This window comes from Sphingomonadaceae bacterium OTU29LAMAA1 (assembly GCA_024072375.1).
GTDB lineage: Bacteria > Pseudomonadota > Alphaproteobacteria > Sphingomonadales > Sphingomonadaceae > Sphingomonas.
The window spans coordinates 2,579,156-2,594,250 of the sequence record CP099617.1; the positions used below are offsets into that span (position 1 = coordinate 2,579,156).

Annotated in this window: 10 protein-coding genes; 2 read left to right on the forward strand and 8 right to left on the reverse strand. The window is 61.1% G+C overall.

Features of this window, described 5'->3' with window-relative positions:
- Positions 1-2: 2 nt before the first annotated feature.
- On the forward strand, positions 3-3,533 hold the full coding sequence (locus NF699_12570) for a DEAD/DEAH box helicase family protein (GenBank protein ID USU03897.1): 3,531 nt from the start codon (positions 3-5) through the stop codon (positions 3,531-3,533).
- Between the two features lie 212 nt (positions 3,534-3,745).
- Here NF699_12570 and NF699_12575 read toward each other — a convergent pair whose 3' ends face one another.
- A complete protein-coding gene (locus tag NF699_12575; protein ID USU03898.1) occupies positions 3,746-4,783 on the reverse strand; it encodes a hypothetical protein in 1,038 nt (345 codons plus the stop codon).
- A 60-nt stretch (positions 4,784-4,843) separates the two neighbouring features.
- Between NF699_12575 and NF699_12580 the strand changes: the two genes are divergently transcribed.
- On the forward strand, positions 4,844-5,767 hold the full coding sequence (locus NF699_12580; GenBank protein USU03899.1) for an HNH endonuclease: 924 nt from the start codon (positions 4,844-4,846) through the stop codon (positions 5,765-5,767).
- 324 nt (positions 5,768-6,091) lie between these two features.
- Here the strand turns inward: NF699_12580 and NF699_12585 are convergent, their stop codons facing one another.
- The 7 genes from NF699_12585 to NF699_12615 all read right to left on the reverse strand — a co-directional run bounded on the left by NF699_12585 (position 6,092) and on the right by NF699_12615 (position 15,081).
- Complete coding sequence (locus tag NF699_12585; protein ID USU03900.1) at positions 6,092-8,629, reverse strand: DUF5906 domain-containing protein; 2,538 nt, start codon at positions 8,627-8,629, stop codon at positions 6,092-6,094.
- A gap of 114 nt (positions 8,630-8,743) precedes the next feature.
- Positions 8,744-9,004 (reverse strand): hypothetical protein, encoded by a 261-nt coding sequence (locus tag NF699_12590; GenBank protein ID USU03901.1) that lies wholly within the window; start codon positions 9,002-9,004, stop codon positions 8,744-8,746.
- The gene (locus tag NF699_12595; GenBank protein USU07081.1) at positions 9,001-9,147 is read right to left on the reverse strand and encodes an AlpA family phage regulatory protein; all 147 of its coding nucleotides are present in this window, start codon (positions 9,145-9,147) and stop codon (positions 9,001-9,003) included. Before NF699_12595 ends, NF699_12590 begins: the two co-directional genes overlap by 4 nt.
- Before the next feature lie 184 nt (positions 9,148-9,331).
- Entirely contained in the window at positions 9,332-10,201 is an 870-nt protein-coding gene (locus NF699_12600; protein ID USU03902.1) for a hypothetical protein, read from the reverse strand.
- The gene (locus NF699_12605; protein USU03903.1) at positions 10,165-10,926 is read right to left on the reverse strand and encodes a site-specific integrase; all 762 of its coding nucleotides are present in this window, start codon (positions 10,924-10,926) and stop codon (positions 10,165-10,167) included. Before NF699_12605 ends, NF699_12600 begins: the two co-directional genes overlap by 37 nt.
- A gap of 791 nt (positions 10,927-11,717) precedes the next feature.
- Positions 11,718-12,941, reverse strand: a complete 1,224-nt coding sequence (locus NF699_12610) for an FAD-binding oxidoreductase (protein USU03904.1) — start codon at positions 12,939-12,941, stop codon at positions 11,718-11,720.
- Between the two features lie 142 nt (positions 12,942-13,083).
- Positions 13,084-15,081 carry an acetyl/propionyl/methylcrotonyl-CoA carboxylase subunit alpha gene (locus NF699_12615; GenBank protein USU03905.1) on the reverse strand — a complete coding sequence of 666 codons (1,998 nt, stop codon included), beginning with the start codon at positions 15,079-15,081 and terminating at the stop codon, positions 13,084-13,086.
- Positions 15,082-15,095 lie beyond the last annotated feature (14 nt).

Below are 15,095 nucleotides of genomic sequence, written 5' to 3' on the forward strand. Positions count from 1 at the left end.
CGATGGCCGGAGGGGATGGGCACCGCAAAATACTGTCGATCGCGCCCGGTGCGCGCTCGCTCGCTGATCCCGAGGCGGATACCGCCGCAGCGAGCCAGTTCGCGTTTCTCGAGCCCCACCCCTTTCTCCACGATCATGCGGCGATGGCCGAGGCGCTGGCGATTGCTGATCCGCGCGGGGCGGCGATGCGCTCGCGGCTCGGTGTCGAGACGCTCGTCGCGTGGCTCTACGATCATGACGACAGCCTGACGAAACCCTATCAGGACTCGCTGAGCGCGCTGACCGCGGAGCCGAGCTTCCGCCGGCTGGTCGGGCTGGCGGTCGCGACCAAGATCGATCTGGTGCGCAAGATCGGCAACCGCGCCGCACATGCCGGGCCGTTCGCCGACGCGCAGGCGATCAGCGCGGTGCGCGAGCTGTTCCACATCAGCTATTGGTTCGCGAGCCATTACAGCCGCACCCCGCCCCCGCCCGAGCTCGCCTTCTCCGCCGACCGGCTACCGCGCAACGCCATCGCCACGCCGACCAGCGCGACGGCGGCGGCGGCGATGCAGACCGCCGCGACGGAGGCTGCCGAGGCGCTGGCGCGCGAACGCGCCGAACGCCGCGGCGATGCCGAGGATCGTGTACGGATCGAGGACGAGCTCGCCGCGCTCAAGGCCGAATATAGCGCGCTGCGTGCCGCCAATGCGCAGGCCGATGTCCGCCACGACTATCACGAGGCACAGACCCGCGACGAGTTCGTTGACCTGTTGCTTCGCGAGGCGGGCTGGCCACTGACAGACGCGCGCGACACCGAGTTCGAGGTGTCGGGGATGCCAAATGCCGGTGGACTCGGCTATGCCGACTACGTGCTGTGGGGCGCGGACGGCAAGCCGCTCGGGGTGGTCGAGGCTAAGCGCGCGCGGAAGGACCCGCGCGAGGGCAAGCACCAGGCGAAACTCTATGCCGATTGCCTTGAGGCGATGTTCGGGCAGCGGCCGGTGATCTTCTACACCAACGGCTATGATCACTGGATCTGGGACGATACGCGCTATCCGCCGCGCGCGATTCAGGGGTTCCTCACGCGCGACGAACTCGCGCTGATCGTCCAGCGGCGCACCGGCCGACTGCCACTCGCGCGCGTGGTGACCGATCGCGCGATCGCCGGCGGCGGCGGGCGCACCTATCAGGAGCGCGCAATCCGCGCGGTGTGCCACCACTTCGAAGATCACGATCGCGGCGGCGAGCATCAGCGCAAGGCGTTGCTGGTGATGGCGACCGGCTCGGGCAAGACGCGCACCGTCATCGCGCTCGCCGATGTGTTGATGCGCGCCAACTGGGCCAAGCGCGTGCTATTCCTTGCCGATCGCGTGCCGCTGGTGAAGCAGGCGACCAATGCGTTCCGCAAGCATTTGCCTGATTGCGCGACGGTCAATCTATGCACGGACGCGAGCGCGGACGGGCGCGTTTTTGTCGCGACCTATCCGACGATGCTCAACCTGATCGAGCGCGCCCGTGCCGACGGGCGGCAGCGGTTCGGCCCCGGCTTCTTCAACATGGTCGTGATCGACGAGGCGCACCGCTCGGTCTATCGTAAATATCGCGCGATCTTCGACTGGTTCGATGCGCCCTTGGTCGGGCTGACCGCGACGCCGAAGGACGAGGTCGACAAGAACACCTACGACCTGTTCGAGCTCGAAAGCGGCGTACCGACCGACGCCTATGATCTGAAGCAGGCGGTGGCGGAGGAATTTCTGGTGCCGCCGCGCGCGCGAGACGTGCCGATGAAATTCCCGCGCGATGGGATCCGTTATGACGATCTGAGCGAGGACGAGAAGGAAGCGTGGGACGCCGCCGAATGGGGCGAGGATGGCCCGCCCGACAGCGTCGATCCCAGTGCGGTCAACGACTGGCTGTTCAACACCGACACGATCGACAAGATGCTCGAGCAATTGATGCGCGACGGCCAGCGCGTCGATGATGGCGAGACGCTGGGTAAGTCGATCATATTCGCCAAAAATCACCGCCACGCCGAATTTATCGTCGAGCGGTTCGACGCCAATTATCCGCACCTGAAGGGGCGATTTTGCCAGCTGATCGACAATCAAGTCAAATACGCGCACGCGCTGATCGACCGCTTCGCTGACGCTGCCGACATGCCGCAGATCGCCGTCTCGGTCGACATGCTCGACACCGGGATCGACATCCCCGAGATTCTCAATCTCGTCTTCTTCAAGATTGTCCGGTCGAAATCAAAATTCTGGCAGATGGTTGGGCGGGGTACACGGCTATGCCCCGGGATCTTCGGGGCCGGGGCAAGGGACGACTTGGACAAGCAGTTCTTCTACGTCTTCGATTATCTCGGCAATTTCGACTTTTTCAACGCCCAGGTCGAGCAGACCGATGCACGCGCGGCGGCGCCGTTGAGTGAACGGCTGTTCACCGCGCGCGTTGCCTTGCTCAGCCTGTTGCAGTCACCCGTGGTGGGGGAGGGCGTGCGCGCACCAGTGACTGGGTTTTCGGGACGCGAGCCGGCCTTGATTGACGAAGTGCGCGATCAGCTGATGCGCGCGGTCGCGGGCATGCCGATCGACAATTTTATCGTCCGTGCCAAGCGACGCTATGTCGAAAAGTTCCAGGCACCGCACGCCTGGGGGCATGTGTCGCAGGAGGACCAGCACGAGCTGACCGAGCATATCGCGGGGTTGCCGACAGCGCTGAGCGACCCCGATATTGATGCTAGGCGGTTCGACCTGCTGTGCCTGCGCATCCAGCTGGCGATGGTCCGCGGCGAGCCCGTCGATCCGCTGCGGCGCGCGTTCGTCGGCCTCGTCCATGCGCTTGAGGCCAAGGCGACGATCCCCGACGTGGCGCGCGTGCTGGTGCTGATCGAAGAGGTCCAGACGAGCGAGTGGTGGCAGGATGCGACGCCCGACATGCTCGAGCGCGTCCGTCGCCAGCTGCGCGGACTAATCGCGCTGATCGACAAGGGCGAGCGCACCATCGTCACGACCGACTTCATCGATACGATCGGGGATGCGCGTGACATCACGATCGTTGATCTGGGTGATTCGGAGGCGTTGGCGCAATTCCGGCGCAAGGCGCGCGCCTATATCGATGCGCACCGCGATCATCTGACGCTTGTTAGGCTGCGACAGGGGCGACCGCTCACAACTGCCGATCTTGATGAGTTACAGCGGCTCTTCGACGAGGCGGGCGTAGCCAATGTAGATGCCTTTACTCAGTTTCGGGGCATTGACGCGCTACCTGAATTGATCCGCTCGTGGGTTGGCCTGGACCGTAATGCGGCAAAGTCGGCGCTTAATGTCGCGCTCGACGGCGCAGTTTTATCCGCGCATCAGCTTCATTTTCTTGATCTTATCATTGACCACCTGACCACGTCCGGATCGATGGACCCGGCTCTTTTGTACGAGCCCCCTTTCACCGACGGAACGCCAAACGGGGTCAGTGACGTTTTCGATCTCATTCAGGCTCAAGCGATCGTGACGACTATCCGCGAGCTTAATCCGCGGTTCGTGGGTAACGGTTGACAATAGTAATGGTCATATTGCGCCTTAATTTAGCAAGCGCTCATTAAAAGTAATATTGGTGGGAAACCTTAAGATGATTTATAAGGTAATCTTTACTCGTGATGTCACAAAAAACTACAAAAACATCGCGCTTATGAGCGCCGCTCCGGTTCCCAAAGTCGGCTTTTAGTGGCGTAAGAACGGGCGGGTCATCCCGTGAAAACTATCCGATCTCAAGAAATTGCGGATGATAACTCTCGGTGCACTATCCGGTGACAATTTGCGCAGAGGCATACCAAGTCAGCCAACCTAGTTACGTGTCCTGCCCTCATATCTGCGACCTGTGTGCCCGCGTGGTGCACCTCGATCACGGCGTCGCCGTGCGGGCCCAGAGCATCGCTTGGCACGATCCCGCATCGTTCGCAGTGAAGGTATCCCAGCTCCTCCAGCATCGCCCGTCGCTTCGCCGCAGCCAAAGTCGGCTTTCTCTCCCGGATAAGGTGTGCCACCAGCCTGGGCTGCCCCTCTGCCGCCGCAAGATCAGGGTCGACAGGATCAACGCCGCCGCCTGCCAAGACCTCATCCTTGCGTACAATTGGATAGCCGGCGGCTTCCAGAGTTTGGAAACAGGGCGTGCCTGTACCAGCGGTGAAATGCTCCGGTCGCGCATCAATCCCGGTAGCTGCTTGCAGGGCGAGGCCGAACACCTTCTTTGGCGCCAATCGCGTTCCGTCTGGGGCGATCAGGTCAAAGTCGCGCGAAGGCGCAAAGCTAGGTGCCTCGCCACCGCCGAGCAGGTGCTGAACGGCCTGGTCAATGTGAGCGTGTGTTATGCGCCGCAGCTGCGATGTGGACAGCCTGCCGCTGTCTTCTACCGTGTCTCTGCTTGCTTTGCCTTGAACTACCGCAGCAAGAGCCTCCGGGCTGCAGCCCGGCGCGGTTATCAGTATGCGGCGCCATGCACCGTTACTGGAACTGCCAGCGTTCATGGCCCGTATCAGCCCGTTGAAGCGCTCTACAACCGATCCGGCGCGGGCGACTTGAAGTCGTCGAGAATCAAGGGGCTGTTGCTTCACCGGGCTGCTATCAAGGTATACGTCGTAGGCGACGCTCGCCGCGTCCAATTGGAAGAGCATCATCTCCAGCGCCTGCCGATAGTCGCGGTTTCGGTCCTTTCCGCTGCGGCTGTGGAGAACGATGCCGCGCCGATCAATTTCGGCACGGGCGTTTAGCACCGCGCCGTTTGCCGCCAGGAGAACAACGTCAGGCATGATTGATACGTAACTCCGGCAGACAGTTGCCAAGGCGATGTATCGTCGCGAAGGTAAGTGGTGAGTAGAATTTTCCTCGGGGTGACGCACCGCCCATGGTTCGACTTTCTCGCCAAGCGAGCACCGGATGAGGTCAACTTCTGGCAGCCGTCGGGTACAGGTGCCTTCAAGGCGTTGCAGCCTGGCGACCTGTTTCTGTTCAAGCTGAAGGGTGCCGATGGCGCTATTGGCGGCGGCGGGGTGTTCGGCCATGCGTCTTTGGCGCCAGTGTCGCTGGCCTGGGATGCCTTCGGCGAGAAGAACGGCAATGCATCGCTGGCTGAGATGCGGGCCACGATCGGCAAGCTTCGCCGGGATGCGGTACACGCAGCTGGTCGCAACGATCCCGTGATCGGTTGTCGCATCCTGACGGAGCCGTTCTTCTGGCAACCTGCCGACTGGATACCGGTACCCGCAGACTGGCATTCGAACATCGTAGTTGGGAAAGGCTACGACGCCAACTCGGACGAGGGGCTTCAGCTCTGGCATGCCGTGCAGGAACGTCTCGCCATGACACCAGCCGCTCCCGTACCCGCCAATGGCGCCCGCTACGGAGCGCCGATGCTGATGCGGCAGCGGCTTGGACAAGGCGCCTTCCGCCTGGCGGTCACCGATGGATATAACCGGCGGTGCGCTGTGTCTGGCGAGAAAACCCTACCCATCCTCGACGCTGCACATATCCGCAGTTACGCGGATGGCGGGGATCACGACGTTGCCAACGGCTTGCTGCTACGAACCGATATACATCGGCTATTCGACCTCGGTTATGTGACTGTGACCGACAAGCGTACGTTCGCGGTCAGCGAGAGGCTAAAGGCCGACTTCGACAATGGCGTGCATTATTATGCCATGCAGGGGCAGGAACTAGCAACGCCAACAAGAGGCTTCCCGCCTGCATCCCTGGACGCGCTACGGTGGCACCGTGAGAACAGGTACCTGGGGTAAGGGCCAATAATGCCAGTTCAACCCGATTTTCAGTCCGCTGATCTATGCTGCTATCGTGTACCAGTCAGACACATACCCGATTGCTGGTCCCTACCGACTCATTTGGGCGCATCCCTAACTTCGGGATAACAGCGTAGTAATGCGAAAAATATTTCGATCCAGTCAGCCCAAGCCCCTAAATATCCCGATGCTACGGCTAGCGTTACGCTGTTACACACCGGCACTGCCCCAAATACCAAAGTAAAACCAAACTCGGCATCTACGCGTTATAAAAAAGTGGGTGCCCACTGGGTAACAGCGTAACGCATTTAGCCTTCCACGCAGCTATCCATCGCGCGCGATAAGAAGACCAGTTACCTCCTCAAATCGCGCACGAGCGATTTCCAGTGCCGGGAACGGGTAAACACGCACGGTAGAGCTCGAGTAATCGCCGTTTGATACCCGTTTTGTAGTCGACTTGAACCCTGACGGCATATATTTTGGCAGCTGCATCGCCAGTTGGCGTTCGCTAAATGCCATCCCCTGGGAGGTGGCAAACAGGCGAAAGTCTTCGCTAAGGTCACGGGCTGGCACGTTCACCGTGTCGGTTTCACTCCAATGATGAACCGGTGACCCGAGAGAGGCAGTGCCGGTGGTGATCTGCACCCCTTCGGTGAGCCGCTCGTACAGGTAGGCGCGGACAGGGTCGTTGACGAGGTTCAGTAATTTTTGCCGCTTGAGCGCTTCCGTTTCCGGTATCACCTCCGCGTTCCACCCCCGGATATCCCGGCTAAGCAGCTCCCCGAGCATGGCAGCATAGCCGCCCGTCTCCATCTGCTCGACCATGCGCCCAAAGTACGCCCGCCTGGCATTCGGGTCGGCCTGGTGCGGATTGGTGACCTCAAACACGGCGTAACGTCGCTCTGACCCGTCGGCGCGCACCACATGCTCGTTGTTCGACGTCACGATGATGCGCAGATGGTTCGGGGCAGTCCAAACCCCGAAGAACTTACCCTCAAGCCGCAATGTTGTGCGGGTTACTAGGTCCTTTAACGTGCCGTCGGCGGCCCGGTTCTGCGGAGCAATCGCCTCCTCCAGCCCAAGTAGCACCGTCGTTTCCAGTCGGTCGTTAAAGCGGCCAATAGCATCGTCCATCCTTGAGGTGACGAACGTATGCTGACCAAACAGATAGCCGAATAGCTCGATGATGATGCTCTTGCCGGCACCTTTCTTGCCGAGCAGGACTAGGGCTGTTCCAATCGGCTTGTCGAGGTGCTGAACGGCAAACGCCAACCAATTTAGAATATACTGGTAGCCTGCCTCATCGCCGCCAGCGACGTGAAGGCGCAAGTGCTCCTTCAGCAACCGCCAGCCATCCGGATTATCGACGGGTTCGACTGCAAACCCCCGCCATAGATTTAGGAATTCGGACGAAAGGGATTGGCCTGGTGCAAAAATGACGTTGTCGTATGATCGACGGCGGGGCGAGCTGAACCAAAGATCACCTTGGCTCATGCGTTTATCTTTCTTCTTAGTTTGTCGTTCGTCGTCATGCGGCAGCTCAATCGACCGCACGAAACGATCGACAAAATCGCGTTTTGATAGGTACGTTTCAGTGTACCGGCCAAAGCGCGGATCGAAGCTTTCCCAAAGGACGCCGACCTTACCCCCCCGTACAACGATCGCGTGGTCTTCGTTTAGTTCCTCGACAGATGCGGTAGCGATCGCAGCTTGACCGATCTCAACGTTCGGGATTGAGCCAACGCCATTTTTTGAACGCTCACGGACAACGGCGGCAGCTTTACGGAACAGCCACGCCAGCGAGTCAGCGCGAAACGCCTTCTCATGCGCGTAGCCTGCCCAGAGTTTCGCGGGCTCACCTGTGCGATATTTGCCTTCGCTGTCTTGCGACCACTCGTCGAAGACTGCCAGCCCTGCTTCACCATAGGCATAAAACAGACATCTCGCGATCCGCCGCCATTCGGCAGCATACATGTCAGCGTCGAGCACAGAGAGCGCAACCGCAGCGTGCGCTATCTCGACTTTTGTGTATCCTGGCTTGTAGCCAAGTAATCGGTGCTGCTCAGCCTCTTCGCGCGCGTCATTGGTGATATGGGCGACGCTCGAGGGGTCAATCCGTCGAGCTGATGCCAATAGAGCCTGTATCAACTCGCTATCAGAGAGCCCCTCAGGAACCGGATCAGCCAAGTCCCATTTCTCGCCAAACTCCGGCGGGACGTCGACGATCTTCACCGACGCTGCGCCCGCGGCATAGGCATACGCAGCGAAGGTACGCATTGCGTTCCGCCCGGGCGGATCATTGTCCGGCCACAAAACGAGGTCGCGCCCAGCCAAGTCCAGCATCTCCGTCTTCCGTACCCCGGAGGCACCGTTCATCCATGTCACAGCGACGTGATCGGGAAATAGCGCGCCAGCGGCATCGGCGGTCTTCTCGCCCTCGACAACCAGGACGGGATCGTTTGGCCGCTTTGCTAGCAGGTCGAGCCCATATAGTGGCCGTGGTGCTTCGACGGCGGTCATCCAAAAGACGGGACCCTTACCGTCAAATCTGCCACAATATCGAAGCTGTCGTATTTCCTTGCGCTCGCTTGGGTGGTCGAAACGAAGAACCGCTTGGATCAACTCGCCAGCGCTCGAGCGATACGAGAAGGCCGTGACCTGGTATCCAGCAGCTAGCCACCGATCAACCCTCTTCCGCTCGCCGTCTTTTAACGCGTTCATCGCTCCCCGGGCGCTCAATTCCGGCGGGAACGGCACGATCGCCCCGTCGTAGTGATGCCCACTTTCACGCCCCTTCTCGATCCGCTCAGCAACGGTAAGCGGCGGCGCATCAGCATTCTGCGTTTCTTGTGTTCTAGACATGACTTTCCCCACGCTGATGCCAAAGCAACAGCGGCTATTGATTGATGATTTGGTGATGGGACGATCCCGGCGCGCTACCTTCGCGTGGGATCGTCCCGTTATGACGCTACTGCTCTACAGTAGGGCGGCGAGCAGTTGGTCATCGCGCCACTGCTTCCATGCATCCAGCTCATGCGCTTTCCACCCGATCAACAGCGCACTCATTCCTACGGGAAGCGGGAAGCCATGGAGCTTGACCAGGAGGGGCAGCTGAGCCGCTGAATATGCCACCCGTCGGATCGCCTGAGCCGTCGTCAGGACATCAAAATCAGCTGGGGCACGATCGAGCGAATGGATTGCGTCGAGGCCCTGGAGGCGACGATATACGTCGTTCATGCTGACCTCCCCTGCATGCCGCTTGCCGATACCGTTGAAGCCAGCGGACGGGAATTTATCCACTCGGCGATGGCGCTTGTTCGCCAGCCGACTCGGGCTGGCCCAAGGCGTACCCGATCGGGGAACGTACCGGCCGCGACCATCCGGTATATATGGCTCGCGCTATAGCCCACGAGCTCCTGTACCTTTGCTAAAGACAGGACGGGGTCGATGGAGGGTGAGGGTGAGATTGCGTTCATGTGCATGTCCTTTCTTGCGTGAACGCAATCCAGGTATGCGGGTCCGCCGCGGCAGTCCAAACAACTCGCGGCTAGAGAAATACCACGATCAGGCTCTTACTTTAGCGGAATGCGGCCGACCTGCGCTTCTCGCCGCGGCGTCGATCGTCTCCCAGGCGCTGTGGAGCTCGGGTAGGTTGAACTTGATGCCCGTTATCGTGAGCGCGTCCGCAACAAATTTTTCGCACTTGCCAGTAAGGTAGGCGACGACGTTCTCTTGCCGAACCGCGGCGGTCTTCAACCCCGCCATCGACCATGTTTGATGAGCACCTACCCAATACAGCCGACATGACGATAGGGCGCCGCGCACGACCATGTTCGGCACCGGCCCGCGCGGAAGCCGTGCCCGGATCGCAAGATTTGCCATTGCTGCGAGCCGTCGATCCACGGCGTCCCACAATCCTGGCGGGCAGGGCGCGTCAGCCGAGAGCGCGTCAAGGTCCAGTGGCTCAACCGGCTGCCCGTGGAACTCACCTACGCTATCGTCACAGGACGTGCGGAACAGGGTCTGGAGGTTGCTGATGCCGGACGGCAGGAAGAGGTTCTCTGGGCCGCCAGTATCGACGTTGAAAATTGCCTCCAGCAGGGCCGGCTCAAACTGCACCTGCTCATTGAACGCGTTCCAGTCGCGATATAGCCGTTCCAAGCCAGCACGCATTGCAGCGGCTTCCTTCTGCATCAACTTGGCCAGAGCGTAACCTTGGCACCGCCGCTCCGCCATTCGATCAGGTTCAAATGACTTTTCGCCCTGATCGCGGCAAGACAGACCGAAGAGGTGGTCCAGAAGCTCTTCAAGCTCGGCGCTAGACTCCAAGCCGTGACGCTTTGCCAGTGCCTCGGCCGTCTCAGCGATGTACGGCATGCCGACGACGATATTGTCGCTTAGCGGCTCACGAGGGATAGCAACCTTGTCTCCCATTTGGCTAACGCCTTCCGCTTCTCATCCAAATAGCCATGCCGGTTGTATATGCGGTCTACCTTGCCCGTCTCGTGGTTCACCACCTTACGGGCGACAATTTCAGAAACGCCTAGCTCCGCAAGCTTGGTTCTCACTGTGCGGCGAATGTCGTGAATCGTCCACCCACCCGTGCCAGAGAGCCGGTCCAGTTCCTGCTTAACCTTGTTAAAATTGCTGCTGGGTCGATTGCCACCGGTAGTGCTGAATACATATGCCTCGGGTCCGTACTTTGGCAGCGACGCCAGCGTCGTCAGCGCAGATTTTGAAAGTGGTACCGCGTGGGGTCGATCCTTCTTCACCTTCTCACGAGGGATGGTCCAAATTGTACCTTCAACCTCATGCCACTGCATGGTCGCGACTTCGCTGCGTCGCTGTCCCGTTAGTAGGAACATCCGGTACATGGCACCGAACGGCGCAGGCAATTTCGATGTCGCTTTCCAAACAGCGACGATTTCGTGATCGGACAGCACACGGTCTCGTTCGGTGGTTCGTCCTGGCGATTTGACGCCGTCACAAGGGTTGGTGCCAATCATGTCGCGACCGGCCGCCCAATTGAACATCATCTTCAAGTGGCGAAGATGGTTAATCGCCGCCTGCGGTTTCCCCTCAGCAACGATGTCGTCGATCACGGCGATGATGTCTCGGCGCGATATATCGGCAACCCGGCGCTTTGTGAACTGGTCCATCCTAGCATGGCGGAGTCCGCTCGCGACATTCCTCCACGATCGCGCGTTCGGCCTAAGGTGCTTCTCGACGTAGCTTTCGACTAGATCGCTGTACGTTAGGGTGCTTTCCTGACGCGACCGGTGTTCACGTGCATCGATACCTTCCTGCGCTTTGCGCATGACGTCCAATGCGGACAATCTGGCGTTTGCCAAGCTGACGACCGGAAAGCGACCTAGGGTTTTTCGGGTTAGCTTTCCGTTGCGCCGAAACATAACGGAGAACGTCCGTACACCTAACGATGTAACTCGCAGGTGCAACCCAGGGCAGAGGCCGTCGATATACTCGGCGCGACCTTCGGCAGGGGTAAGCGATGCGGCTTGAAGCCATCTATTTGTGAAGCGAACAGTGGGCATAATGAACCTGCGCCGTTGGAACAGGTATTTAAGTAGTATCAATATTTTTAGTTTGGCAACACCTCTATCGATCCAGTTCTACATTCATCATGCGACATGCATGTAAATGCAACGCCATGATGAAGCATGCAACCTCGTAAAATAAATTACCGAGCACAACCTGAACAGGATGCGGGGTAACGGCCGGGGTAACGAACGACTAAGCTTTGGTGCGTTAGTATGATGTTGCATGCAAAATCGTCAGTACGCTCGACAAGGTAAATGACGTTGTATGCTATACTATGAGAGACCATCGCGGCAGCTTGCCAAGGTTGGGGTCGAGGGTTCGAATCCCTTCGCCCGCTCCAGTTTTTCAGCACATAGCGAAAAATGCCGCAAGGCGATCCCGACTATCGGGATCATCCCCGGCCGAACCGTTCGATCGTCAGCGGCGCGATATCGATAGCCGGCATATCCCCCCTCGCAAGCGCGGCGACGATGCCGGCGGTGACGGGAGCGAGCGTCAATCCGAGATGCTGGTGACCGAACGCGTAGAGCAGATTGTCGATACGGCGTGATCGGCCGATCGCCGGCAGGTAATCCGGCAATGTCGGCCGGGCGCCCATCCACCGCGTAAACGGTCCGGCGAGGGGCAGGCCGAGTTCGCGGACATGACGCTCCAGCCGCTCCCATTTCCGTCGATCGGGAGGCGCGTTGATCGCTGCGAATTCCACGAAACTCGCCGCCTGTACGCAATCGGCGTAGCGTGTGACGATCATCGAGCGATCCTCGAACACGATCGGCGGCATGTCTTCAGGCCAGTCATCGGCGGCAGTGCGGATATGATAGCCGCGCTCCGCGACCAACGGCGCGCGATGTCCCGCGCGCGCGATCAGCGATCCGCTGCCAACACCGGCGGCAAGCAGGACGAGATCGGCGGGAAAGCCGGGTACGAACGCTTCGCCCCGTTCGATACGCAGATCTGCGGTAGCGCGGACGATGATACCGCCTCGTGTCCGGATCGCGCTTTCCAGGGCGATAGCGAGCCGAGCGGGATCGGCGATCTGGCCCGATCCCTCGAAACGGATCATGCCGGCGGGCATGTGCGCCATCATTGCGGCCACCCGCTTCACATCGTCGAGGGTCGCGTGGCGAAGGGTGGCGGCGCCCGTATCCGCAGCGGCCCATGCAGCTTCGCCGGACCGCGCCGTGGCGGGGCTTTCCCACACGACGTAATGGCCATCCGATCTCACCAGTCCGGGATCGCCGATGTCCGCCGCCATCCGCTGCCAGCCGGCCAGCGCATCCTCCATCAGAGCGGCCAGCATGTGCCGACCTGCCGTAAAGCGCACCGCGCCACTCGCCGCCAGATAGCGGCGGACGAAGGGAAGCCACGTCCGCACCTGCGCCAGGGGCAGGTCGAGCGCGCCGCCGTTCGCGAAGCGGCGATGCCACGCGCTGCGTATGGCTACCATCGATGCCAGTGGCGCGACCTGTTCGGTTGCGAGGTGGCCCGCATTCCCCCATGACGCCGCGGAACGCGTGTGATCGGCGTCGACCAGCGTTACGGCATGCCCGTCGACAAGCAGCGCGACGGCGGCGCACAGGCCGATGATGCCGCCGCCGACGATGGTGATCCGCATAAGCCGTTGTCCCGCTGTGCTGCTGAATATCGTATACTATTGCAGCATATTGCAGTTGCGGAAAGTCGCGCCGCTCCTGCTGCGCCGCCAAGGAGACGCATACCGGCATGTCGATCCCGCCGAATCGACGGTTAAAGCGCCGTCATTCCAGTTCGAGAATGACCTGATCGACCGCCAGACTGTCACCGGTGACGGCGGACACAGATTTCACCCGCCCCGTCTTTTCCGCCCTCAGTATATTCTCCATCTTCATGGCTTCGACGACAGCAAGTGGCTGGCCCGCCTCGACATTGTCGCCGGCGGAGACGTCTAGCCGGACGAGCAGGCCAGGCATCGGCGCGATCAGGAATTTCGACAGATCGGGCGGCACCTTTTCGATCAGGTGCTGCGTATAGGGCGCCACATGCGCCGGCAGCACGCGCACGATGTGGCTGGCACCGCGCGTCGTCAGGCGAAAGCCGCTGCGCACCGGCGCGATACGAACGGTGAAGTGATGGTGATCACCGATCTCCGCCTCCACCATCCGGTCGCCGGGCGTATATTCGAGCGCGAGGTCCAGCGCCGCACCATCCACGATCAGGCCATCGGTGGACACCTCCACCACATGATCCGTCCCGTCGATCCGCGCTCCCCAATGGCTCGGCGGCGGAAGGCGGCGGCCGAGCTGGCCATCGACGCGCCGCGCGCGATCCGCATGCGCGGTAGCGGCAAAGGCGGCGATCGCGGCCAGCGCGCGCTTGAGGTCCGTGTCAGCCGGAGCGCCGTGGAAGCCGTCGGGATATTCTTCCGCGATGAAGCCGGTTGTGATGGCGCCGTCGCGGAAGCGCGGATGCTGCATCAGCGCCGACAGGAAGTCGATGTTGTTGCCCGGTCCCTCGATTTCGAACGCGTCCAGCGCCGCGATCTGCGCATCGATCGCCGCCTCGCGCGTCGGTGCCCAGGTGATGAGCTTGGCGATCATCGGGTCGTAGAACATGCTGACCTCGCCGCCCTCGACCACCCCGCCGTCGACGCGGATGCGTGCGTCGTCTGTGGTCGCCGCGATCGGCGGATTGTAGCGGACCAGCCGGCCGATGCTCGGCAGGAACCCGCGATACGGGTCCTCGGCATAAATGCGATTCTCGATCGACCAGCCGTTGATGCCGACCTGATCCTGGCGGATCGACAGCGCCTCGCCGGCGGCGACGCGGATCATCTGTTCGACCAGATCGAGCCCGGTGATCTCCTCGGTCACTGGATGCTCCACCTGCAGCCGGGTGTTCATCTCGAGGAAGTAGAAGCCCTGACCAGTGGTATCGGCACCCGATACGATCAACTCGACCGTACCAGCGGAATAATAGCCGACTGCCTGGGCCAGTGCGACCGCCTGCTCGCCCATCGCCTTGCGCATCGCCGGCGTGACGAAAGGGGAAGGGGCCTCCTCGACCACCTTCTGGTGGCGACGCTGGATCGAGCATTCGCGTTCGTTGAGGTACAGGATGTTGCCGTGCTGGTCGCCGAGCACCTGGATTTCGATATGGCGCGGCGATTCGATGAACTTCTCGATGAACACGCGGTCGTCGCCGAAGCTGGCGAGCCCCTCGCGCTTGGTCGCCTCGAAGCCCTCGCGCACGTCCTGTTCGCTGTACGCCAGCCGCATGCCCTTGCCGCCGCCGCCGGCCGAGGCCTTCATCATCACCGGATAGCCGATGTCGGACGCGATGCGGACGGCTTCGTCGGTATCGGCGATCTCGCCCAGATAGCCGGGGACGACGTTGACGCCCGCCGCCTTGGCGAGCTTTTTCGATTCGATCTTGTCGCCCATCGCCGCGATGGCCTTGGGCGGCGGCCCGACGAAAGCGATCCCCGCCTCGGCACAGGCCCGCGCGAAGCTCTCGCGTTCGGACAGGAAGCCGTAGCCCGGATGGATGCAGTCCGCGCCCGTCTCCTTGGCGGCGAGCAGGATCAGCTCTGCCTTGAGGTAGCTCTCGGCGGCAGGTGCCGGCCCGAGCCGCACGCTCTCGTCCGCCATCAGCACATGGGGGCTGCGCGCATCGGCGTCGGAATAGACCGCGACGGTGGCGATCCCCATCTTTTTGGCGGTGCGCATGACCCGGCAGGCGATCTCGCCACGGTTGGCGACCAGGATTTTCTTGAACATTGGTTTTTCCTCGT

Bases quoted from the DNA above. Each gene is read 5' to 3' on its own strand.
- NF699_12570 (USU03897.1), top strand. From the start codon at position 3: ATGGCCGGAGGGGATGGGCACCGCAAAATACTGTCGATCGCGCCCGGT.
- NF699_12575 (USU03898.1), bottom strand. From the start codon at position 4,783: ATGCCTGACGTTGTTCTCCTGGCGGCAAACGGCGCGGTGCTAAACGCC.
- NF699_12585 (USU03900.1), bottom strand. From the start codon at position 8,629: ATGTCTAGAACACAAGAAACGCAGAATGCTGATGCGCCGCCGCTTACC.
- NF699_12590 (USU03901.1), bottom strand. From the start codon at position 9,004: ATGAACGACGTATATCGTCGCCTCCAGGGCCTCGACGCAATCCATTCG.
- NF699_12595 (USU07081.1), bottom strand. From the start codon at position 9,147: ATGGTCGCGGCCGGTACGTTCCCCGATCGGGTACGCCTTGGGCCAGCC.
- NF699_12600 (USU03902.1), bottom strand. From the start codon at position 10,201: ATGGGAGACAAGGTTGCTATCCCTCGTGAGCCGCTAAGCGACAATATC.
- NF699_12605 (USU03903.1), bottom strand. From the start codon at position 10,926: ATGGACCAGTTCACAAAGCGCCGGGTTGCCGATATATCGCGCCGAGAC.
- NF699_12610 (USU03904.1), bottom strand. From the start codon at position 12,941: ATGCGGATCACCATCGTCGGCGGCGGCATCATCGGCCTGTGCGCCGCC.
- NF699_12615 (USU03905.1), bottom strand. From the start codon at position 15,081: ATGTTCAAGAAAATCCTGGTCGCCAACCGTGGCGAGATCGCCTGCCGG.